Origin of the sequence: Streptomyces sp. NEAU-W12 (assembly GCF_026242095.1) — a bacterium.
Lineage (GTDB): Bacteria > Actinomycetota > Actinomycetes > Streptomycetales > Streptomycetaceae > Streptomyces.
On sequence record NZ_JAPJDM010000024.1, the window covers coordinates 21,280 to 44,460 of the forward strand.

The window sequence follows — 23,181 nt, forward strand, 5'->3', positions numbered from 1 at the left end:
GGGCGGGGCCTACCAGCCGCCGGCGGCGGCCACCAGCCGGCTGTAGTCACGCTCGCGCGAGGCCTGGCGCAGGTCGGACTCGACCATCATGCGCATCAGCTGCTCGAAATCGACTTCGGGCTCCCAGCCCAGTTCCTTGCGGGCGTTGGTCACATCGGCGCACAGCGTCTCGACCTCGGCGGGCCGCACCAGGCCGGGGTCGACCACGACGTGATCACGCCAGTCCAGGCCCACATGCTCGAAGGCGATGCGTGCCGCGTCCCGTACGGTGTGCATCCGCCCCGTGCCCACGACGTAGTCGCCGGGCTCCTCCTGCTGGAGCATCAGGTGCATGGCACGCACGTAGTCACCGGCGTACCCCCAGTCGCGCTCGGCGTCCAGGTTGCCGAGGCTGACCTTGTCCATCATGCCCAGCTTGATCTGGGCGACGGCCAGGGTGATCTTCCGGGTCACGAACTCGGCGCCACGGCGCGGGGACTCGTGGTTGAAGAGGATCCCGGAGACGCCGTACATCCCGAACGACTCACGGTAGTTGCGGGTGATGTAGTGACCGAAGGTCTTGGCCACACCGTACGGGCTGCGCGGGTGGAACCGGGTCGTCTCGCTCTGCGGGCTCTCGGCGACCTGGCCGAACATCTCCGAGGAGGACGCCTGGTAGAAGCGGATCTGGCCCCGGGTGCCGCCACCGGAGGACCTGCTGAGCCCGCTGACCATACGGATGGCTTCGAGCATGCGCAGGACACCGGTGCCGTTGACCTCGGTGACCAGTTCCGGCTGCTGCCAGGACATGGGGACGAAGGAGATCGCTCCCAGGTTGTAGACCTCGTCGGGCTGGACCAGGTCGACCGCGGAGACCAGGCTCCCCTGGTCCATCAGGTCGCCGTCCACGAAGGACAGACCGGGGACCAGCTCGGCGATCCGGTCCCTCCGCGGATTGGCCTGGCCACGGCAGAGCCCCCACACCCGGTACCCCTGGCTCAGCAGGTGCTCCGCCAGGTACGAGCCGTCCTGTCCGGTGATTCCGGTGATCAGTGCGCGCTTGGACATCTTCTCTCTTTCCACCGCCACGGGGAGGACCGGTCGGCGGGAGTCCGCACCGCGCCCGCGGACCGGAAGCGGCGGCATTCGATGCGAGGCGCGCACTCTCCGGTGCACCGACCGAAAGGTCGGTCCTGCCGGATCCCGAGACGCGCAGCCTGCGTTGACTCACGAGCCGTCCTCGTGACGGCCATGCAAGCACCGAAGCGGCTAAGGAATTTCCGAGTCTTCCGGCGACGAGCCGGCCCGGGGACGGCCCTGTCGGGGCAGGGGCGGCCCGGACCGGCACGTACGACCAGCCGACGCGGTCCAGCCGCTCGCGTGCCTGGTGTGCGGTCGGTCGCCCCGGGCCCCTGGTTCCGGGTGATTCGGATCGTTCAACGGCCGCGCCGGTGGGCCCTGAGGTCCGTGACGACGGGGCGGTGGTCCGGTGCCTTGTCGGCACCGCTTCGGCACCGGTCACGGTGATGTCGCGGGAGACGGCCACCAGGTCGATGCGCTTGACCGGGTCGGCCGCCGGGCACGTCCCGCCGCCGGCCGGACCGGCGTCCCGCGGCTTCCGCCACGGCGGCGCCGGTTCCGGAGCCGTCACCTCCGCGTTGAAGTCTCCGACCAGGATCCCCGGCCCCAGGCGGCGGCCGGCACCTCCGGCATGTCCGCCCCCTGGGCCTCGCGGACCGACGGGTCGGCCCGGTGGTCCAGGTGCGGGCGCAACCCCGTCCGTGCCGCGGTCCCGCCCGGCACGCCGAGCGCCCGGCGGAAGCCGGAAAACCCGGACGCTGTCCTCACCCCGCGTCGTGGGGGAAACCGCGCGGTACCCATGGGTGCGGGTACTCATGTGCCGGAAGGGGTCGGCACGTGAAGCTGGGGAGCAGGGATTCCCGTGTCGAAAGGCCGTCCATGCTCAGCCGTGCCGCCGCTGTCCTGCTGCCCCTCCTCGGGCACCTCACCGTCACCCGTGAGGCGGACGGACCGTACCCCGGGGGCAGTGTCTTCGTCGCCAACCACGACTCGCCGGCCGACCCCGCGGTCGTCCTGGCCGCCCTGCGCTCCGTGGGCGTGAGGCCGGCGGTCCTGGCGACGGCGGGCCTCTGGCGCGTGCCGGTGCTGGGCCGGGCGTTGTCCAAGGAGGGGCACATTCCCGTCCACCGGGGCTCGGCGCGGGCGGCGGAGGCCCTCTCCGCAGCGGCCGAGGTGCTCGGGGCGGGGCGTCATGTACTCATCTACGCCGAAGGGGGTCTCCCCCGGCGCAAGGACGCGGGGGGTGCCGCGCCCCTGCCCTTCCGCACCGGTCTCGCACGGCTCGTGGCCGCGACCGGTGCACCGGTGGTTCCGGTCGGTCAGGTCGGGGCCCGGCGTCTTTGTTCGGGAACGGTCGCGAAGCAACTGTCCGGTGTGCTCACCGCTCCGGTGCGCCGCCCCCGGTTCCACGTGCACATCGGCAGTCCTGTGCATCTGCCGGCGGAGACGGCGCGAGGTACGGCGATCGCGCACGGTGCGGTCAGTGCCGCCTGGCGGCGAGCGGCACACGCCGTCGGTGAACCGGCCCTCGAGCCCGGAGCCCGTTGAGAGTGGCGGAATCCCTCCGCCCGGAGCCCCGGGCGCGAAGTCCTCACGTGCGCCGGACGCCCGTTGGTGGAAATCGGTCGCCGCGGCGGCGTCGTCGGCCATGAGGTGCAACACCACGGCCCAGTGGGGGTGATCGGGGATCCCGATGTGGCACCGCAGCGCACCGCTCGCCGACACCCGGGGCACCAGATGAACGTGGTCGCGGCGCCGCGGGCGAGCGCGACGGGACCCGACAGCCGCTCTCCCGCCTCGTAGATCATGTACGGAGCCCCGCCGTCGGTGCCGAGCCGAACGACGGCGACGCCGCGCGCCCGTTCTCCGGCGCCGCGGTACCGGAGGCGTAGAACACACCGAGACGGTCGCGGCGTGAGAAGTCCCTGCCCACCTCGGTGATCAGGATGTCTCCGCCGCTGCCCTTGTCGGTGTTGTACGCGACGTACGCGCTGCCGCCCCGGGTGAGCAGATGCGGCCCGCCGATGAACACGGCGAGCATGGTCGCGGCGAGCGCCGTCGAGCCCTCCTGGAGCACCGTGTCCAGAACGCTGTGGTCACCGGTGAGGGGCGCTCCGGCGACGATCGCTGCATGAGCTGCTCGACGACGACGGGCTTGGAGTTGAAGTCCTTGAACCGGGCCATGGACGCGACCCTGGTCCACCGCGCGGGCGGCTCCTCCCCGCCCCGGTGCGGGACCCGCGAGGGTGCCGCACCGGGCCGGCCTGCGGTCAGGCGCCGGGGAGGACTCCACTGCGGACCACCTCGGCGTACCAGCGGGCGCTGGCCTTCGGGATGCGGGTGCCGGTCGGGTAGTCCACGTAGACGGCGCCGAAGCGCTTGCTGTAACCGTGCGCCCACTCGAAGTTGTCCAGCAGGGACCAGAGGAAGTAGCCGCGTACGTCGACGCCGTCCACGATGGCCTGGTGGACGGCGGCCAGGTGACCGCGCACGTACGCGATGCGTGCGGGATCGTTGACCTGGCCCGAGGGGTCTGCGTAGTCGTCGAACGCCGCGCCGTTCTCGGTGATGTACAACGGCAGCCGCGGGAAGTCGGCGGCCAGGCGGTGCAGCAGGTCGTACAGGCCGGTGGGGTCGACGGCCCAGCCCATGGCGGTGGTCTCGCCGGGCGGCTGGTGGAAGGCGACCTCGTCGGCGCCCGGCCAGGGGCTGTGGGCGCTCCTTCCGTGTCCGTCGGAGGTGTGGGTGCCCTTGCCGTCGGACGCGGAGACGAGGGTGGGGCTGTAGTAGTTGACGCCGAGGAAGTCCAGCGGCTGGTGGATCTGCCGCAGGTCGCCGTCGCGCACGAAGGACCAGTCGGTCAGTGCCGCGGTGTCCTTGAGCAGGTCCTCCGGGTAGGCGCCCTGGAGCATCGGGCCGGTGAAGACCCGGTTGGCGAGCGCGTCGATGCGGCGGACCGCGTCGGTGTCGGCGTCGTCGTCGGTGAGCGGGCGGACCTGGTGGATGTTGAGGGTGACCGAGCACCGGGCGTCGGCGGGGAGGCGCTCGCGCAGCGCCTGGACGGCCAGGCCGTGGCCCAGGTTGAGGTGGTGGGCGGCGCGCAGGGCGGCGACCGGGTCGGTGCGGCCGGGTGCGTGCACACCGGAGCCGTAGCCGAGGAAGGCGCTGCACCAGGGCTCGTTGAGGGTGGTCCAGGTCTTCACCCGGTCACCCAGGGCGTCCGCGGCGAGGGCCGCGTACTCGGCGAAGCGCTCGGCCGTGGCGCGCTCGGGCCAGCCGCCGGCGTCCTCCGTCTCCTGCGGCAGGTCCCAGTGGTAGAGGGTGGCGACGGGCTGGATGCCCTTGTCCAGCAGCTCGTCGACGAGGCGCCGGTAGAAGTCCAGTCCCTTCTGGACGGCGGGGCCGCGGCCGGTGGGCTGGATGCGGGGCCAGGCGAGGGAGAACCGGTAGGCGCCCAGGCCGAGTTCCGCCATGAGGGCGACGTCCTCACGCCAGCGGTGATAGTGGTCGGTGGCGGTGTCACCGGTGTCGCCGTTGCGGACCCGGCCGGGGGTGCGTGCGTAGGTGTCCCAGATGGACGGTGTGCGGCCGTCCTCGGCGGCGGCCCCCTCGATCTGGTAGGAGGCGGTCGCGGAGCCCCAGAGGAAGCCCTTGGGGAAGGTACGGGCGGCGTCCGGGGTGGACGCGGTCTGCTGTGCTGCGGTGACCACGTAAGTCCTTTCGAGGTGGTGGGGGTGGGAGCGGGGCAAGGGCGTGGATGGTTCGCGGGTGCCTGCACGCCGCGCCGGCGGGCGCGTTCTGCCGGCCCTCGACGCGGCGGTCAGCCCTTGACGGCGCCCGCCATGATGCCGCTGACGATCTGGCGGCCGAAGACGATGAACATGACCAGCAGCGGGAGCGTGCCGAGCAGCGCGCCGGCCATGATCAGCGACTGGTCGCGGACATAGCCCGCGCTGAGCTGGGTGAGGGCGACGGGGACCGTCGGGTTGGTCATGTCGAGCACCACGAAGGGCCAGAAGAAGTCGTTCCACGCGTGCACGAAGGTGATCATGAACAGGACCGCCATCGCGGGCCGCGCGACGGGCAGCACGATGCTCCAGAAGATCCGCAGCGAGTGCGCCCCGTCCACCCGTCCGGCCTCGACGAGTTCGTCCGGCAGCGCCTCCGAGAGGTACTGCCGCATGAAGAAGACACCGACCGCGCTCACCAGGGTGGGGAAGATGACGGCGGGCAGCTGCTGCGACCAGCCCAGCTCGGACATCATCATGAACAGCGGTACGACGCCGAGCTGGGGCGGCACCAGCATGGTGCCGATCACCAGCATGAGCAGGGCGTTGCGCCCCGTGAACCGCAGTTTGGCGAAGGCGAACCCCGCCAGGGTCGCGAACATCACCGTGGACAGGGCGATCACTCCGGCCACGATCAGGCTGTTGACCATGGCCTTGCCCATCGCCGCCTCGTCCCAGGCGCGGGCGAGGTTGCTGAACAGGTTCGGACCGGGCAGGAACGGCGGCGGCGTCTGGCTGACCCGGGTGTTGTCGGTGGAGGCCGCCACCATCGTCCAGTACAGCGGGAAGATCGACAGCACCGCCATGACGGCGAGCAGGACGTAGGCGAGCGGGCCGGCGTGGTGCTGGCGGCCGGCGCGCGGGCGCATCAGCCGGCGTCCGCCGCGGCCCGGCTTCTCGGCGGGGGGCCCGGTCGGGGTGTCCGTCCGGGCCGGGAGGCTGTGGATGGTCATGGCGACTCCAGGTCAGGACGTACGGGAACGCAGCCGCTTGATCAGGCGCTGCGCCACGAAGACGAGGACGAGCAGCAGGAACATCGCCCATGCGACGGTGGCCGAGCGGCCCATCTGGTAGTTCTTCCAGCCCTCCTCGTACAGCAGCAGGCCCAGGGTCTGGTACTGGTTGTCCGCACCACCGGTGACGCCGTTGGGCCCCTGGCCGAAGATCAGCGGCTCGCCGAACAGCTGGGTGGCGCCGATCGTGGAGAGCACGATGGTGAAGACGATGGTGGAGCGGATTCCGGGAACGGTGACGTGGGTGAACTGCTTCCACCGGGAGGCGCCGTCGATGGCGGCGGCCTCGTACCGTTCGGCGGGGATCGCCTGCATGGCGGCCAGGTAGAGCAGCGCGTTGTAGCCGGTCCAGCGCCAGATGACGATGGTGGAGATCGCGACCTGGGCGGGCCACTTGTCGGCCTCCCAGTTCACCGGGTCGATACCGACCGCGCCGAGCGCCCAGTTGATCATGCCGAAGTCGCGTTCGAAGATCATGGTGAACACGAGGGCCGCGGCGGCGACCGAGGTGGCGTAGGGGACCAGCGAGGCGACGCGGAAGAACAGCGAGGCGCGCATCCGGTAGTTGAGCAGGTGGGCCAGACCGAGCGCCATCAGCAGCTGCGGCACCGTGGAGAGGACACCGATGGTGAGGGTGTTCGCCAGCGCGTTCCAGAACCGTGTGTCGTTCCAGAGTTCGACGTAGTTGTCGAACGCCACCCATTCCATGATGTCGAGGGTGGCCAGTTCCACCCGGTGCAGGGAGATCCACGAGGTGTAGACGAGGGGGTAGAAGCTGAAGGCGGCGAAGACGACGAAGAACGGGGCGACGAACGCGTACGGGGCGCCTCTGACGTCCAGCCGGTGCAGCAGCGCGCCGCGCCGCCGGGCGGTGCCCTCGCCGTCCGTCTTCGGGGGCGGGCCCGAGGGTTCCCCGCCGGCCGGGGCCTTGGTGGTGGAGGTGGCCACCCGACTTCTCCTTCCTGGGAGCGGATGTGTGAGCCGCTCCGGGCCCGCCGACGGACTGCCGGCGGACCCGGAGGGCCTCGGTGGACGGCGGGCCAGGGTCAGCCGACGGCCTTCTCGATGCGCTCCGCGGTGGTCTTCCACGCCTCGTCACGCGGGGCGCCCTGCTGCTCGATCAGAGTCAGGCCCTGGGAGAAGGTGTCCTTGATCGTGCCGTCCTTGCGGCCCAGGACCTGCTTGTCGGGTATCTCCTGGGCGGCGGCGCCGAAGATCTCGCCGATCGGCGCGTCGCTGAAATACTTTGACTCGGCGCTCTTCACGTCGTCGCTCTCCAGCGCCTCTCGCGAGGACGGGATGTTGCCGATCTCCTTGAAGACGTGGGCCTGCTGCTCCGGCGCGGTCAGCCAGGCGACGAGCTTCTTGGCCTCCTCCTTCACCGGGCTTTGGTCGATCACACCGAGGAAGGACCCGCCCCAGTTGGCACCCTTGGGGGCCCTGGCGACGTCCCACTTGCCCTTGTTCGGCTCGCCGGCCTTCTCGCTGATGTGGCTGAGCATCCACGCCGGGCACACGGCCGTGGCGAACGTGCCGTTGGCCAGGCCCGGGTCCCAACCCGGCTGGAACTGGCGGAGCTTGGCGCTCAGGCCGTCCTCGGCGGCGTCGGCGGCGAGGTTCCACGCCTCCTTGACGGCCGGGTTCTTCTCGTAGATCAGCTCGCCCTCGGCGTCGTAGAACTGCTCGGGGTGGCCGTAGACCATGGCGTTGAACAGGCCGCTGGACGCGTCCATGTAGGACACGTCGTCACCCTTGAAGTCCTTCTTGAAGGTGCGGCCGACCTCGACGTACTTCTTCCAGTCGCCCTCCCACAGCTTGGCGACCTCCTCGCGGTCGGTGGGCAGGCCGGCCTGCCCGAAGTAGTCCTTGCGGTAGCAGACGGCCATCGGTCCGATGTCGGTGCCCAGGCCCAGCACCTTGCCGTCCTGGGTGCTGATCTGGGACTCCTTCCACGGCAGGAAGTGGTCGGTGCCCGATACGTCGGAGAAGTCCGCGAACTTGTCGGCCTGGGTCTCGGTGATCTCCTTGGCCCGGCCGATCTCGATGCCCTGGATGTCCTTCAGGCCCTTGCCGGCGGCGAGCCTGGTCTGCAGCGCGGTGTAGTACGTCTGCTCGTCACCGGCGATCTCGGCCTTGATGTCGACGTCCGGGTTCTCCTTCTCGTACTGCTCGAGAAGGCCCGTCTCCTTGATGCCCATCACCCCGTACAGGCCCATGGTGATGGTGACCTTGCCGTCCTTCCTGCCACCACCCGTGGCCGAGTCGTCACTGCTGCTGCAACCGACGACGAGCGTCAGCGCACCGGCGACCGCGGTCGCCGCCAACGCCCTCGTGCGCAACGAACCGGGACTGCCCATGGATCTCCTCCTAGCGACGGCGCTGAGCACCGGAGTGACGGTTTCCGCGATGACCACAGCGGCTCTGGCAATGGGGTGGGAACGTGCCCACTTCGGGGTGGGCACGTTCCCATCGCTGGACCGAAGACTCCTGGCAGCACAGCCGGTCTGTCAATGACTTGAACACAACTTGTGGCTCGGGGCCGGTGTCCGCCGTTCGGCCCCCGGGCCCCGACGCACCGGCGCTCTTGCCCTGTCTGCAAGAATTGCCGCCGGTCGACTCCGCGGCCGGTGTCGCCGCGACCGCCGAAGAGGGGGAGTACATGGCCGAAGACCGCCGTCCCACGATCAAGACCGTCGCCGCCCGTGCCGGCGTGGGCCGGACCACGGTTTCCCGCGTCGTCAACGGCTCCGATCTCGTCAGTGCCGATGCGCGGTCCAGGGTCCTGGCGGCGATCAAGGAGCTCAACTACGTTCCGAACTCGGTCGCCCGCGGCCTGGTGACCAACCGCACCAACGCCGTGGCCCTGGTGATCCCGGAGTCGGAGAGCCGGCTCGGTTCGGAACCGTTCTTCGCCGCGCTGATCCGGGGCGTCAGCGGCGCCCTCGCCGAGAGCCGGACCCAGCTCCAGCTGATGCTCGTCCGTGACCAGGCCGAACGGGACCAGCTGACCGAGTCGGTGGCAACGCGCCGCGTGGACGGCGTTCTCCTGGTCTCCGTCCACGCCGAGGACCGGCTGCCCGGCATACTGGAGGAGATGGGGCTGCCCACCGTGCTGGCCGGCCGCCGCGACGCGGGCGAGCGGCTGAGCTACGTCAGCTCCGACAACGCCGGAGGCGCCGCCGAGGCGGTCCGGCACCTGCTGCGCGGCGGCAGAACCAGGATCGCCACCATCACCGGACCGCTGGACATGGACGTCGGCCGCAGCCGGCTCGCCGGCTGGCGTGACGCCCACCGGGAGGCAGGGGTGACGGTGAATGAACTCCTGGCTGAGACAGGTGACTTCACCGAGGAGGGCGGCAGCCGCGCGATGCGTTCGCTTCTTGAACGCGCCCCGGACCTGGATGCCGTCTTCGCCGCCTCCGACCTGATGGCGGTCGGTGCCCTGGCCGAACTGCGCCGCCACAGGCGGCGGGTGCCCGACGATGTCGCCGTCGTCGGATTCGAGGACTCCGTCCTCGCCCGTCACACCCACCCGCCTTTGACGACGGTGCGTCAGCCGGTGGAGGAACTGGGTCGCAGGATGGCGCGGATCCTCACCGACATCACCCAGCACGGCGCACCCCGAAAGCAGTTGACGCTGCCGACGGAGTTGGTGGTGCGCGAGTCGTCCTGAACCGCCGCTCTCAGCTCATCGGATCACCGTCCGCCGGATACCGGGCGCGGAGGCGGGTGAAGGCGGTGGGCGTCGGCCGGCGCGGGAGGAAATCCTTGATCAGTTCGGCGCACTCGCGCGGACTCGCCGCGCCGGTGTCGCATTCGAGGTCGTAGTCGTCGTGCCGATGGACCAGGTCGTACTGGAGTGCCGCGAGGCCGAGGGGGCGGTCGCCACGGGCCTTTTCGCGGCGGGCCAGTTCGTCCGGTGGGCAGTGGACGCCGACGAACAGCACGTCCGTGGGACGCAGTACGGTCAGGCAGTCGACCAGCCGCCACGGCTCACTGAGAACGTGGTCGACGACGATGTCGTTGCCCACCTCGGCCATGGCCGCGATCGAACGGTGGAAGCCCCTCCTCGTCCGGCGCAGAGCGGTGTCGAGGTCCTCCTGTGCGAGAGGGCGCTTCGTGCGCATCGCGTTGAAGCCGTCCACCGCCAGGTGGAAGAAGACACCGTCGTCCAGGATGTCGAGCAGTTCCCGGGCGATGCTCGACTTCCCTGAACTCGACGTGCCGTTGAGGAAGATGATCCGACCGGCTGCCATGCGGACATGATCACACGGTGGAGCCCGGTACCGGCCGCCCGCCTGGGGGGCCGGTACCGGGTGGGCCCGACGGCCGGGCGGGCCGGGCGGGCCGGGCGGTGCCCGGAGTCCGTTTCTGGTGGGCGGCGCCGGTGGTGTCCACGTCGTGGGTCATGGGGTCGTCCGACGCGGGCTGCCGCGCCGGCCGCCGTTGCAGCCGCAGAGCTGCACCCGGGTGACGTTGTGGCCGCCCGCGTCGGACGACGTGGTGAGCCACACCTCGACGCGCCCGCCGCCGCCTGCCGCGTGGCACCGGGAGCGGGTGTCAGGACGAGGACGCGGACTGCGACCGGTGTCGCGGGGAGCCGCCCCTCCCTTCGGGCTCCGGAGTCGTGGGGGAGCCCCCCCACGACTCGCGGGAAGGGGAGGCCTCTCTCCGGTCCCGCCGGGTCCCGGACTTTGAACTCTCCGATGACAAAGTATGGACATGTCAAGCGGAAGTCATCTAGCTTGACGGCGCAAGTACAGCACCACCGCAGCAGACCGGAGCGAAATCCGGCACGGTCCGGTCCCCGACTCGTGGAGGACCATTGCGCAACCTTCTGTTCCCACGCGCTCGAAGACACCTCATCCCCCTGTTGTTCGCGGGGGCCCTGGCCGCGGGGCTGTGCTCCGCGCCGCCGGCCGCCGCCGCTCCCGCGGACATCCCGCCCCAGGAACCCGGGGTCACACTGCGCGTGTTCGACGTGCAGACGCCGCTGAGCAAGCTGTGCACCCTGAAACCGGGTCAGACTCCCAACCACGACAAGCTGATGCCGACGGTCGACTGGTCCACGGAGGCCGACTTCGGCGGGCTGTCCGACCACTTCGTCACCGAGGCGTCGGGCTACCTGAACGTTCCGAGCGACGGCTCGTACGTGTTCCGCCTGACCAGTGACGACGGCTCACGGCTGGCGATCGACGGCGACACGGTGATCGATCACGACGGGCTCCACGGTGCCGAGCCGAAGGACGGCACGGTCCATCTCACCGCCGGGGCGCACCCGTTGCGCATCGACCACTTCGAGCGCGACGGCGGGCAGCAGCTCCAGCTGGCCTGGAAGCCACCGGGCGCGAGCGACTTCACCGTCGTGCCCCGGGAGGTGCTGAGCACCGACGCCGGGGTCGTCCGGGTCACGGCGCCGGGCCGCAAGGAGTGCGAGGCGGGCGGCGACTCCCCCGGTGACGGCCTCCCGCTCACCGATGTACGCCCCGACCTGAACCTCACCGATCTGCGCCCGGACGGCTTCGAGCCGCAGGTCAGCGGTATGGACTGGTTGCCCGACGGACGTCTGGCGATCAGCACCTGGGGCGGCACGGACAACGTTGCCGGAGAGGTGTACCTGCTCGACAACGTCACCGGCGCCACCAGCCGCGACAAGGTCACCGTCACGAAGGTGGCGAGCGGGCTGCGCGAGCCCATGGGGATCAAGTACGTCGACGGATCCCTGTACGTCTCGCAGAAGCACGAGCTGACACGACTCGTCGACCGCGACGGCGACGAGGTCACCGACGAGTACCGGACGGTCGCGACCTGGCCGTACGGCGGCAACTTCCACGAGTTCGCCTTCGGGCTGCTCTACCGGAACGGCCACTTCTACGTGAACCTCTCCGTCGCCATCGACCTCGGCGGCGCGACCACCGTGCCGCAGCCGGCGCCGGGCCGCGGGGCCACGTACAAGGTCAGCAAGAAGACGGGGAGGATCAGCCCGGTCGCGGGAGGGCTGCGGACGCCCAACGGCATCGGCTGGGGGCCCGGCGGCAGCATCTTCGCCACCGACAACCAGGGCGGATGGCTTCCCTCCTCGAAGCTCGTCCAGATCAAGCAGGACCGCTTCTTCAACCACTACACCGAGCCCGCCGGCCCCTTCGACGACTCCCCCGTCACCGAGCCGGTGCTGTGGCTGCCGCAGAACGAGATCGCCAACTCCCCCTCCACCCCCCTGTACCTGAAGAAGGGCCCGTTCGCCGGCCAGATGCTGCTGGGCGACGTCACCTACGGCGGCCTGCAGCGCGCCTACCTGGAGAAGGTGAAGGGCCAGTACCAGGGCGCCGTCTTCCGCTACACCCAGGGGCTCGAGGCCGGCATCAACCGGGTGACCCAGGGGCCCGACGGCGCGATCTACGTCGGCGGGCTGGGGGCCGACGGCAACTGGGGCCAGGAGGGCAAACTCAGGTTCGGTCTGCAGAAGCTGACACCGAACGGCCGGAACACGTTCGACGTCAGGACCATGCGTGCCGTGCCCGGCGGCTTCGATCTGACCTACACCCAGCCGGTGTCCGACGCCACCGCCGAGCAGTTGGCGGCCCACTACCGCGCGGAGCAGTGGCGCTACACGCCGACCGCGGACTACGGCGGCCCGAAGATCGCCGAGGAGCGGTTGTCGGTGCGCTCGGCGACGCTCTCGAAGGACCGGCGTACCGTCAGGCTGCGGCTGGACGACCTCAAGCCGGGCCGTGTCGTGCACATCCGCTCCCCGCGTCCCTTCACGTCGGACTCCGGTGAGCAGCTGTGGAACACCGAGGCCTGGTACACCCTCAACCGGATCCCCGGCCAGCAGCCGGCTCCCGCGACCCGGTACGAGGCCGAGGAGGCGCGCCTGACGGGCACGGCCGGTGTCGACACCGACCACACCGGCTACTCCGGCAGCGGCTTCGTGGACCGGTACGCCACCGAGGGCAGGGCCGGCACGACGTTCGACGTGACGGTCCCGAAGTCGGGCGCCTACGACGTGGGGCTGCGCTATTCCAACGGGCCGGACCCGTTCCGGGGCACCAAGTCCCTGTCCCTGTACGTCAACGGGAAGAAGCTGCGGCAGACGCAGCTCCCGCCCACCGACGACTGGGACTCCTGGTCGACGCGGACCGAGCGACTGGCCCTGCGCGCCGGGAGCAACACGGTCTCCTACCGGTTCGACACGGGCGACACCGGTCATGTCAATCTCGACATGCTCAGTGTCCGTCCGCACGGAGCCCGGGTCCCGCTCTTCGACGGTACGGCCGCCTCGCAGGCGCAGTGGCAGCACACGGACGGCAGGAACCTGCGATGGCCGCTGAGCGACGAGAAGTCGATGGAGGTGTGCTGCGGCGACATCCGCACCAAGGACGCGTACCAGGACTTCAGACTGCACGTGGAGTTCCGGGTCCCGCTGCTTCCCCCCGATGTCACCGGACAGGACCGCGGGAACAGCGGCATCTTCCTCCAGGACCGCTACGAGCTCCAGATCCTCGACTCCTACGGTGACACCACGCTCGACACCAACGAGGCGGGGGCGTTCTATCTGAAGCGGGCGCCCGACACCAACGCGGCGACGGCGCCGGAGACCTGGCAGACCTACGACATCGACTTCCGCGCGGCCCGCTTCGACGACAGCGGCCGCAAGACCGCCGATGCCCGGGTCACGGTGGTGTGGAACGGGCAGAAGGTCCACGACGGCATCGCCCTCGACGGGCCGACCGCCTCGGGCCGGTCCGAGACTCCTGCCGCGGGAGCGATCCGGCAGGACCACGGGAACAAGGTGAGGTTCCGCGACATCCGGATCACTCCCCTGCCGTGATTCCCCCGTCGTGGGGGGGGGGGGGGGGGGGCGCGGGCGCCGGCCCCCCCCCCCCCCCCCCGGGCCGGGGGCCGGGGGGGGGGCGGGGGGGGGGGGCCCCCCCCCCCCACGACCGTCACACGTCCGGCTTTCCGGCCGTTTCGGCCGGGCCGGGACCGCCGGGCACGGGGGTGTGGGCGGCGCGGCGGCGGAGGGCGTCCTCGTCCGTCAGCGCGTCGTAGGTGAGCAGCCTCGGCAGCGCGACGGCGAGCAGACCCACCGAGGCCACGCAGGCGAGGCCTCCGGTCCAGAAGGCGGGACGGGTGCCGGTCCAGCCGGCCATCGCGCCCGCCCTGACCTGTCCGAGCTGCGGGCCGACGCTGTACGACAACACCTCGATGCCCGCGAGCCGGCCGCGCAGTTCATCGGGGATGGTCTGGTTCCAGATGGTCGAGCGTCCCAACCCGCTCAGCATGTCGCCGGCCCCGGCCAGTGCCAGACAGACCAGTACCAGCCAGACGTCCGACAACCAGCCTGCCGCCGCGATGGCCAGGCCCCAGCCGGTCGCGCCGCACACCACCAGGAGTCCGTGCCGGCGCACCCGGGAGACCCAGCCGCTGGTCAGACTCACCACCACCGAGCCGACGGAACCCGCCGCGTACATCAGCCCCAGTGACCAGTCGGCGTCCAGTTCGTCGGCGAGGAACGGGAAGATCGTGTTCGGAAAGGCGAAGAACATCGCCGCCATGTCCACCGCGTACGTGCCGAGGAGCACCGGCCGTGACCAGGCGTACCGTGCCCCTTCGGCGATGCCCCTCAGCGACGGCTTGCCGGCGTTCTCGGCCGCAGGCATGGGCGCGAGCCGCAGGCACAGCAGGATCGAGACGGCGAAGCCGGCCGCCGTCGTCGCGTAGGCCGGGGCGTTGCCCGCGTAGGCCACGACCAGGCCGGCCAGGGCGGGTCCGGCGATGGCGCCGATCTGCCAGCGCAGCGCGTTCAGGGCGGCCGCCGCCGGGAGCTGGTCGTGCGGCACGATCCGGGCCATCAGCGAGTCCAGCGCGGGCCGTTGGAGCCCCGCCAGGGCCGCCACCCCGGCCGCGACCACGTACAGCGGCCACAGCATCGGTTCCGGCAGCGTCGCGTTGACCAGGAGGACGACCGCGAGCACGCCCAGTCCGGCCTCGGTGAGCAGGATGAGCCTGCGCCGGTCCACGGCGTCGGCGAGTGCGCCGCCGTACAGCCCGAAGACCACCAGGGGCACCAGTTCGACCGCGCCCATGGCGCCCACGGCGAGGGGTGATCCGGTCAGCTCCTTGATCTGGAGCGGCAGGGCGACCAGGGCCATGAAGCTGCCGAAGGTCGTGACCAGCCCCTGCACCCACAGGAGGCGGAAGTCGCGGGAGGACCGCCAGGGCGAGAGGTCGGGCAGGACGGCGGAGAGTCCGGAGGTCACATCCCGCTCCGCGCCGCCGGCTCGGAGGAGGACACGGTGGCCGCGACGAGCAGTCGCGGGCGGCGGGTTGAGCGCATGGTCGAACTCCACGGTTCTGGGTGGGGGAGGCACCGGTCCACCCACGCCCGGGGCCCGGGATGCCGTCAGGGAGTGTGTGCACCGCACCAGCAGCAAGGGTTTAGGTAAGCCTTGCCTTTGCGTTGAGCACAGTAAGCGAACGGTCCCGGCTGCCGCAATCGACCGTTCGGGACACCCGATGCAGCGACCGGGAGGCGAGTGCCGCAGCAGGGCGGGCCCGGGATGCGTCCGGGGTGCGGTTCAGGAGGCGCGGAAGGCTCCCGCGTCGAGTCCCGCCGTCCGCCGGGAGGCCGCATCGGACGCGCTCGCCGGCCCGTACCCCACCTCGGGGGCGCCCGCTTCCCCTTCCCGGCCCCGTGTCAGGAGGGTGACCGCGCGCTGGGCACGGACCGAGACGACCCGGCGCACGAAGCTCGTACCGGTCTCCGCGACGGCTGCCCCAGGAGACGGACGACGGCAGCGTCCCATCGGCGCCCCGGCCGCGACGGGCCGGTTCCCGGGACGAGGTCGGACGCGGGCTGCTGCTGGTCAGGGCCGTGTCGGAGCACTGGGGGGGGCGGGGAGCGCCGCGTACGGGAAGGGCCGGACCGTACGGGCCCGCGCTGCGCACGACCCGGGTCGGGGCCCGTCGCCGGTCCGTCCGGCCGACTGTCGCCGCCGGCCCCGTGTTCTGACATCATGAACCAAACGGAACTCCGCTCCGGAACAAGGGTACGGAACCACGTTCCGTACGACAGGTCCGGCAGTGGAGGGAGCGGCTCGGTGAGCGACACCGGCAGCAGCGGCGGTGACAGGGACCCGGGACGCGCGGGTCGGCCCAAGCGGACGGACGCCCGGCGCAACGAGAAGACCCTGCTCGACGCGGCCGCCACCGTCTTCGTCACGTCGGGCGTGGACGCGCCGGTGCGCGACATCGCGGCCGAGGCCGGTGTCGGGGTGGGCACGTTCTACCGCCACTTCCCGACCCGGGCGGATCTGATCATCGCCGTCTACCGGCACCAGGTCGAGGCCTGCGCCGAGGCCGGTCCGGCCCTTCTGGAGAGCCGTGCGACGCCGCACGAGGCGCTGCGGGAGTGGATCGGTCTCTTCGTCGACTTCCTGGTCACCAAGCACGGACTCGCCGGTGTCCTGCAGTCCGACAGCACCGGCTTCGAGACGCTGCACTCCTACTTCCTCGACCGGCTCGTGCCCGTGTGCGCCGAACTCCTCGCCGCCGCGGCCGCGTCCGGGGAGATCCGCACCGACGTGGAGGCCTACGCGCTCATGCGCGGCGTCGGGAACCTCTGTATCGGTGCGGACAGCGATCCCCGCTACGACGCACGCCGGCTGGTCGGCCTCCTTGTCACCGGACTGCGTCAGCCGCACTGAGGCCTGCGGGTGCCCTCTTCCGCCGCTACGTCCGCGTACCGGACCGGCCCACGAGGGACCGGCCGGCGAGCCGGACGGCGTCGAGGCGTGCCCCGGATCGCCGGGACGACGCGGCCGAAGGCGTCCGAGACCCAGGAAGGCCGGTCGTGGTGGGCGCGCTGCGGGACGGTGCCGTGGTCATCTCCCTTCCGGCCAGCCGGTGTAGGCCTCGGCGAGGTAGGCCGAACCCGCGGTGGAGTCGGTCACCGCGGCCAGCTCGCCCTCCTGGCGCCGTACGTCGAACGGGGTGGCCTCCGGCAGGGTGTGCAGCATCGTGGTCATCCAGTACGAGAAGTGCTGGGCCTTCCAGACCCGGCCGAGCGCGCGCTCGCTGTACGTCTCCAGCGGGGCGGTGTCGCCGCTCGCGACGGCTCGCTCGAGTTCCTCGGCCAGGATCCGTACATCGGCGAGAGCCAGGTTGAGGCCCTTGGCGCCGGTCGGCGGCACCGTGTGCGCGGCGTCACCGGCGAGCACGAGCCGTCCGTGGTGCATCGGTTCCTGGACGAAACTGCGGAACGGGAGCACGGCCCTGGAGGTGATCGGCCCCTCTTTGAGCGTGTGCCCGTTGGCCCCTACACGGGACTGGAGTTCCTCCCATATCCGGTCGTCGGACCAGGCGGCGGCGTCCTCCGCGGGGTCGCACTGGAAGTACATCCGCTGGAGGGTCTCGGTGCGCCGGCTGATCAGCGCGAAGCCGCGCGGCGAGTGGTTGTAGATCAGTTCCGGAGCGCTGGGCGGCGCCTCGGCGAGGATGCCGAACCAGGCGAACGGATACTCCCGGAAGTACTGCGTGCGCCGGGCCTCGGGCACCTCGCGGCGGCACAGGCCGCGCGACCCGTCGGCGCCCACCAGGAAGTCGGCGCGTACCTCGTGGGCGGTGCCGTCGGCATCGGTGAACCGCATGGCCGGGGCGCTGGAGGTGAGGCCGTCGACCGACACGTCGGTGACGCCGAACCGGACGTCGCCTCCGTCGCGCTCACGGGCGTCGGCGAGGTCGATGAAGACGTCCGTCTGGGGATAGAGCTGGGTCGAGGCGCCGACCAGGCTCCGGAAGTCGATCCGGTGGGCGCCCCCGCCGAAGGCCAGTTCTATCCCGTCGTGGCGGTAGCCGTCGCGGTGCACCCGGTCACTGACGCCGGTTCCGGTCAGCAGGTCGACGGAGCCCTGCTCGAGGACCCCGGCGCGGTGGGTCTCCTCGATCTCGCGACGGCTGCGCAGGTCGACCGCGACGGAGTCGATCCCGGCACGGGCGAGCAGGTGGGAGAGCATGAGCCCGGCGGGACCGGCACCGACGACGCCGATCTGCGTACGGCTGTGGACGCGCGAGGAGGACATGACCGCCATTCTGCGTCCGTCCGGGCCACCCGGCCAGGAACCGCTTCCGTCCAGTGGAAACGGATCGGCCGTGGTTTCGATCCATAATGGCCGCCCGAAGACGATCCGTGTTTTCCACGGCTGATCGAGTGAGGCGATGAGGCACATGTGGCCACGAGTCGGCGGTATGCGCGCACTGGAACTCGGCACCCCCGACGGGCTGCGCGACGAGCTGAACGCTCTCGTCCTGGCCGGCCGGAAGACCGCCACGACCGGCCTGCTGGCCGAGTACGTCGAGGAGACCGAAGGACTGGAGTTCCCCGGTGAGCGGCTGGCCCTCCTGGACAACGACGGCCGTGCCGTCGCCACGGTCGAGATCACCGGCGTGGAGACGACGTCCTTCGCGGAGGTCACCCGGGAACACGCTGCCGCCGAGGGCGAGGGCGACGCCTCCCTGGAGGACTGGCGGGCCGGCCACCGCCGCTTCTGGCAGCGCGAGGGCACCCCGGTCGAGGACGGCACCCCCCTCGTGTGCCTCACCTTCCGCGTGGTGCGGGCCGGCTGACGTGCCTGGCGATCCCTCGCCTCTCCTTGCCTCTCTCCCCGGCGACATCGCCGCCCCTGGGCGCGGTGGGACTGCGGAGTCCGGCCGTGGGCGGCTCTCGCGCCCCCGCACAGCCGGTCTCCCGTCCCGGAGCAGCGGAAGTCCGGCACCCGCCCGTCCCCGAAACCAAAGCCGGTCAGGTGTCGACCTCTTGGTCGGGCCGACCGGACTTCACCGCCGGAAGGCAGACCCTGCCGCCCGGGGCGGGGGCGTTCGGCTGCGAGGTCGTCGACACGCCGGCGCGGCCGCTGGGAGGAGCCGAGGGCACGGTGACCGGGCTGAGCGGCCACCGGGTCGCGGTCCGCGGCACCACCGCCCCGTACGGCTCCTTCATGGCGGCCCTGCCCCCGGGCACCTCCAGCGTGATGACGGCGCCGGAGGGCCTGTCACCGGTCCGTGAGACCGTCGAGACAGCCGCAGGCGTGGTGCTTCCTCCGCAGCGCGTCGTGCTCGAGCCCGCGCGTCAGCTGGAGCTCCCGCCGTCCGGCACCTGGCTGTTCGACCCGCCGCACACCGCGATCCGGTTCATCGCCAAGCACGGGGGCACGGCCCATGTGCACGGCCGCTTCACGCGGTTCGAGGGCGGCATCCGGGTCACGCAGACCATGACGACTCCCAGGTGCAGGTGCGCATCGACGCGTCCGGCATCACCACGGGCAACCAGACGCGCGACAACCCTCTGCGGTCCGCGGACTTCCTCGACGTGGAGAACTACCCGTACATCGATTTCCCCAGTACCCGGTTCGCCTGTCGCGGCGGCTCCAGGTGGGCCGTGCACGGGCACCCTCACCCTGCAGGGCACCAGCCACTCCGCGGGCCCCGACACCGAGTACCTCGGCACCGTGAACGGCGGCTACGAGCAGGAACTGCGCTGCGCCGCTCTCGCGAAGGCCGAACTGCACCGCGAGGACCTCACCCTCGACCGGCGTTAGATGCCAGCCCGCGGCATCACCGTGGTGGGGCCCGCCGTCCAGCTGGAGCTCGACGCGCAGGCCGTGTACCGGACCCACGGCACACCGACACCGCCGCAGCGAGGACGCCGCCGTCACGCCGGGCGGTGGCGGGGGCAGGGGCGGGTCGGCGGGCGTCGGGCAGTGGTCGGCTCAGGCGAGTTCCACGAGGAGGTCGCCCCCCTCCACCTGCTGGATGCGGTTGATGGCCAGCCGGGTCACCGTGCCGGACTTCGGGGCGGTGATCGAGGCCTCCATCTTCATCGCCTCGATGGTGGCCACCGTGGCCCCCGCCGCCACCTCGTCGCCCTCGGCGACCGCGAGGGTCACCACTCCGGCGAACGGCGCCGCGACATGCCCGGGGTCGTTCCGGTCGGCTTTCTCGGTGACCGGGACGTCGGAGGCGGCGGCCCGGTCGCGGACCTGGATCGGCCTCATCTGGCCGTTCAGGGTGGACATCACGGTGCGCATGCCGCGCTCGTCGGCGTCGCCCACGGCCTGGAGTTCGATGAGCAGCCGCACCCCGGGGTCGAGGTCGACGGTGTACTCCTTGTCGGGGCGCAGCCCGTAGAAGAAGGCCTTGCTGTCCAGGACGCTGGTGTCGCCGAAGGTCTGCCGGTGCGCCTCGAACTCGCGGGCCGGACCGGCGAACAGCAGCCGGTTGAGCGTGGCGCGGCGGTCCTTCGCCAGCCCGGCGCGGTCGTCGGCGGTCAGTTCCTGCACGGGCTTGGCGTCGGCCCGGCCGCGCAGTGCCTTGGTCCGGAACGGCTCGGGCCAGCCGCCGGGCGGGGTGCCGAGCTCGCCGCGCAGGAAGCCGATGACGGAGTCGGGGATGTCGAACCGGTCGGGGTCCTGCTCGAAGTCCTCGGGGGACACCCCGGCGCCCACCAGGTGCAGGGCCAGGTCGCCGACCACCTTCGAGGACGGGGTGACCTTGACGAGTCGGCCGAGGATCCGGTCGGCGGCGGCGTACATCGCCTCGATGTCCTCGAAACGGTCGCCCAGGCCGAGGGCGACGGCCTGGGTACGCAGGTTGGAGAGCTGCCCGCCGGGAATCTCGTGGTGGTAGACGCGGCCGGTGGGAGAGGCGAGGCCCGCTTCGAAGGGTGCGTAGACCTTGCGGACGCTCTCCCAGTACGGCTCCAGGTCTCCGACGGCCTGGAGGTCGAGGCCGGTGGGGCGCTCGGAGTGGTCGGTCGCCGCGACGATCGCCGACAGGCTGGGCTGCGAGGTGGTGCCCGCCATGGACGCCACCGCTCCGTCGACCGCGTCCGCCCCGGCCCGGATCGCGGCGAGGTAGGTGGCGAGCTGCCCGCCGGAGGTGTCATGGGTGTGCAGGTGGACCGGCAGGTCGAACTCCCGGCGCAGGGCGGACACCAGGGTGGCCGCCGCGGGCGCCCTCAGCAGGCCGGCCATGTCCTTGACGGCCAGGACGTGCGCACCGGCGTCCACGATCTGCTCGGCCAGACGCAGGTAGTAGTCCAGGGTGTAGAGCCGCTCGGACGGGTCGGACAGGTCGGAGGTGTAGCACAGGGCGACCTCCGCGACGGCCGTCCCGGTCTCCCGCACGGCGTCGATGGCGGGCCGCATCTGGGCGACGTCGTTCAGCGCGTCGAAGATGCGGAAGACGTCGATGCCGGTGGCCGCCGCCTCCTCGACGAAGGCGTCGGTCACCTCGGTCGGGTACGGCGTGTAGCCCACGGTGTTGCGGCCCCGCAGCAGCATCTGCAGGCAGATGTTGGGGACGGCTTCCCGCAGGGCGGCCAGGCGTTCCCACGGGTCCTCGGCGAGGAAGCGCAGGGCGACGTCGTAGGTGGCGCCGCCCCAGCACTCCAGGGAGAGGAGCTCGGGCAGGGTGCGCGCCACCACGGGGGCGACGGCGAGCAGGTCCTTGGTGCGGACCCGGGTGGCGAGCAGCGACTGGTGTGCGTCGCGGAAGGTGGTGTCGGTGACGCCGACGGTGGGTGAGGCGCGCAGTCGGCTCGCGAACCCCTCGGGGCCGAGTTCCGCGAGCAGCTGCCGGGACCCTGGCGCCGGCTCGGCCGCGGTGGGCCGGGGCAGCTTGGTCGTCGGGTCGGTCAGTACGGGGCGCTCGCCGTGCGGCTTGTTCACCGTGACGTCGGCGAGGTAGGTCAGCAGCTTCGTGCCGCGGTCGGCGGAGTGGCGCGCGGTGAGCAGGTGCGGGCGCTGCTCGATGAACGACGTGGTGACCTGTCCGGCCCGGAACTGCGGGTCGTCGAGCACTGCCTGGAGGAAGGGGATGTTGGTGGAGACGCCGCGGATGCGGAACTCGGCCACGGCGCGCCGGGCCCGGCCCACGGCGGTGGCGAAGTCCCGTCCTCGGCAGGTCAGTTTGACCAGCATGGAGTCGAAGTGTGCGCTGATCTCCGTACCGGCGTGGGTGGTGCCGCCGTCCAGACGGATGCCGGAGCCGCCGGGCGAGCGGTAGGCGCTGATCCGGCCGGTGTCGGGGCGGAAGCCGTTGGCCGGGTCCTCGGTGGTGATGCGGCACTGCAGCGCGGCGCCGCGCAGGGTGATGTTCTCCTGGGCGAGTCCGAGGTCGGCGAGTGTCTCACCGGTGGCGATGCGCAGCTGCGCCTGGACGAGGTCGACGTCGGTGACCTCCTCGGTCACCGTGTGCTCGACCTGGATGCGGGGGTTCATCTCGATGAAGACGTGGTTCCCGTCGCGGTCGACGAGGAATTCCACGGTTCCGGCGTTGCGGTATCCGATCTGGCGGGCGAAGCGCACGGCGTCGGCGCAGATGCGGTCCCGCAGCCCGGGGTCGAGGTTCGGCGCGGGCGCGAGTTCGATCACCTTCTGGTGGCGGCGCTGCACCGAGCAGTCGCGCTCGAACAGGTGAATGACGTCGCCCTGGCCGTCGGCGAGGATCTGCACCTCGATGTGGCGGGGATCGACGACGGCCCGCTCCAGGAAGACCGTGGGGTCGCCGAACGCGGACGCGGCCTCCCGCGAGGCAGCCTCGATGGATTCCCGCAGCTGGGCGGGGTCCTCGACCCGTCGCATCCCGCGCCCGCCTCCGCCGGCGACCGCCTTGACGAACACGGGGAAGCCGATGTCGTCGGCGGCGCGGGCCAGCGCTTCCACGTCGGTGGAGGGTTCCGAGGAGCCCAGCACCGGCACGTCCGCAGCGCGAGCCGCGGCGACGGCACGCGCCTTGTTCCCGGTCAGCTCCAGGATGCGGGCATCCGGTCCGACGAAGGTGATGCCCGCCTCTTCGCACGCCAGGGCCAGCTCGGGATTCTCCGACAGGAATCCGTAGCCCGGGTAGACGGCGTCGGCGCCCGCCCGGCGTGCCGCGCCGACGATCTCCTCGACCGAGAGATAGGCGCGCACAGGGTGCCCGGCCTGGCCGATCTGGTACGCCTCGTCCGCCTTGAGCCGGTGGAGCGAGTTGCGGTCCTCGTGCGGGAAGACCGCAACCGTTCGGGCACCCAGCTCGTAGCCCGCGCGGAACGCCCGAATCGCGATCTCGCCACGGTTGGCTACCAGCACCTTGCGGAACATGTTGATCCCTTCAGCCTTCCGGTGACGAAGACCATCGTGTCGGTGACAGGCCGGGTACGCCATGTGAGCCGGGCCACTCGTCCGGCGCGGGGCTGGGGGCGTTCGGGTTCCGTGGGTACCTGAGTGCGTGCCTCTCCCGCATCGTGCCCTCGGGACCGGTGTCGGGGGTCGGGTGCG

Annotated in this window: 14 protein-coding genes and 2 pseudogenes; 6 read left to right on the forward strand and 10 right to left on the reverse strand. The window is 71.3% G+C overall.

What is annotated here, in order from left to right; genetic code table 11:
- Positions 1-9 precede the first annotated feature (9 nt).
- Positions 10-1,047 carry a GDP-mannose 4,6-dehydratase gene (locus ORI94_RS26860; RefSeq protein ID WP_266080236.1) on the reverse strand — a complete coding sequence of 346 codons (1,038 nt, stop codon included), beginning with the start codon at positions 1,045-1,047 and terminating at the stop codon, positions 10-12.
- An 891-nt stretch (positions 1,048-1,938) separates the two neighbouring features.
- Between ORI94_RS26860 and ORI94_RS26865 the strand changes: the two genes are divergently transcribed.
- Positions 1,939-2,607, forward strand: coding sequence for a lysophospholipid acyltransferase family protein (locus ORI94_RS26865; protein WP_266080396.1), 669 nt, complete (start codon positions 1,939-1,941; stop codon positions 2,605-2,607).
- A gap of 206 nt (positions 2,608-2,813) precedes the next feature.
- On the opposite strand, the pseudogene ORI94_RS26870 reads toward ORI94_RS26865, so the two are convergent.
- From ORI94_RS26870 to ORI94_RS26890, 5 genes and pseudogenes are all read right to left on the reverse strand, one after another.
- A pseudogene (locus ORI94_RS26870) lies at positions 2,814-3,094 on the reverse strand (hypothetical protein); the annotation flags it as partial.
- Between the two features lie 235 nt (positions 3,095-3,329).
- Positions 3,330-4,769 (reverse strand): GH1 family beta-glucosidase, encoded by a 1,440-nt coding sequence (locus ORI94_RS26875; protein WP_266080238.1) that lies wholly within the window; start codon positions 4,767-4,769, stop codon positions 3,330-3,332.
- A 110-nt stretch (positions 4,770-4,879) separates the two neighbouring features.
- On the reverse strand, positions 4,880-5,800 hold the full coding sequence (locus tag ORI94_RS26880) for a carbohydrate ABC transporter permease (protein WP_266080240.1): 921 nt from the start codon (positions 5,798-5,800) through the stop codon (positions 4,880-4,882).
- 12 nt (positions 5,801-5,812) lie between these two features.
- On the reverse strand, positions 5,813-6,808 hold the full coding sequence (locus tag ORI94_RS26885) for a carbohydrate ABC transporter permease (protein ID WP_266080242.1): 996 nt from the start codon (positions 6,806-6,808) through the stop codon (positions 5,813-5,815).
- 98 nt (positions 6,809-6,906) lie between these two features.
- Positions 6,907-8,217 (reverse strand): ABC transporter substrate-binding protein, encoded by a 1,311-nt coding sequence (locus ORI94_RS26890; RefSeq protein ID WP_266080244.1) that lies wholly within the window; start codon positions 8,215-8,217, stop codon positions 6,907-6,909.
- A gap of 302 nt (positions 8,218-8,519) precedes the next feature.
- On the opposite strand from ORI94_RS26890, the gene ORI94_RS26895 reads away from it, so the two are divergent.
- Complete coding sequence (locus tag ORI94_RS26895) at positions 8,520-9,533, forward strand: LacI family DNA-binding transcriptional regulator (RefSeq protein ID WP_266080246.1); 1,014 nt, start codon at positions 8,520-8,522, stop codon at positions 9,531-9,533.
- A gap of 10 nt (positions 9,534-9,543) precedes the next feature.
- Here the strand turns inward: ORI94_RS26895 and ORI94_RS26900 are convergent, their stop codons facing one another.
- A complete protein-coding gene (locus ORI94_RS26900) occupies positions 9,544-10,116 on the reverse strand; it encodes a chloramphenicol phosphotransferase CPT family protein (protein ID WP_266080248.1) in 573 nt (190 codons plus the stop codon).
- Positions 10,117-10,685: 569 nt separating this feature from the next.
- Between ORI94_RS26900 and ORI94_RS26905 the strand changes: the two genes are divergently transcribed.
- The gene (locus ORI94_RS26905) at positions 10,686-13,691 is read left to right on the forward strand and encodes a family 16 glycoside hydrolase (protein WP_266080250.1); all 3,006 of its coding nucleotides are present in this window, start codon (positions 10,686-10,688) and stop codon (positions 13,689-13,691) included.
- 115 nt (positions 13,692-13,806) lie between these two features.
- Here ORI94_RS26905 and ORI94_RS26910 read toward each other — a convergent pair whose 3' ends face one another.
- Positions 13,807-15,123, reverse strand: a complete 1,317-nt coding sequence (locus ORI94_RS26910; RefSeq protein WP_266080252.1) for an MFS transporter — start codon at positions 15,121-15,123, stop codon at positions 13,807-13,809.
- Positions 15,124-15,963: 840 nt separating this feature from the next.
- Between ORI94_RS26910 and ORI94_RS26915 the strand changes: the two genes are divergently transcribed.
- On the forward strand, positions 15,964-16,569 hold the full coding sequence (locus tag ORI94_RS26915) for a TetR/AcrR family transcriptional regulator (RefSeq protein ID WP_266080254.1): 606 nt from the start codon (positions 15,964-15,966) through the stop codon (positions 16,567-16,569).
- A gap of 177 nt (positions 16,570-16,746) precedes the next feature.
- Here ORI94_RS26915 and ORI94_RS26920 read toward each other — a convergent pair whose 3' ends face one another.
- The gene (locus ORI94_RS26920) at positions 16,747-17,943 is read right to left on the reverse strand and encodes a 4-hydroxybenzoate 3-monooxygenase (protein ID WP_266080256.1); all 1,197 of its coding nucleotides are present in this window, start codon (positions 17,941-17,943) and stop codon (positions 16,747-16,749) included.
- A 166-nt stretch (positions 17,944-18,109) separates the two neighbouring features.
- Between ORI94_RS26920 and ORI94_RS26925 the strand changes: the two genes are divergently transcribed.
- Both ORI94_RS26925 and ORI94_RS26930 read left to right on the forward strand, forming a co-directional pair.
- Complete coding sequence (locus ORI94_RS26925; protein WP_266080258.1) at positions 18,110-18,487, forward strand: ASCH domain-containing protein; 378 nt, start codon at positions 18,110-18,112, stop codon at positions 18,485-18,487.
- Between the two features lie 230 nt (positions 18,488-18,717).
- Positions 18,718-19,557 (forward strand): annotated as a pseudogene (locus ORI94_RS26930) (YceI family protein); the annotation flags it as partial.
- Between the two features lie 72 nt (positions 19,558-19,629).
- Here ORI94_RS26930 and ORI94_RS26935 read toward each other — a convergent pair.
- Positions 19,630-23,004 (reverse strand): pyruvate carboxylase, encoded by a 3,375-nt coding sequence (locus ORI94_RS26935; RefSeq protein ID WP_266080260.1) that lies wholly within the window; start codon positions 23,002-23,004, stop codon positions 19,630-19,632.
- Between the last annotated feature and the right edge of the window lie 177 nt (positions 23,005-23,181).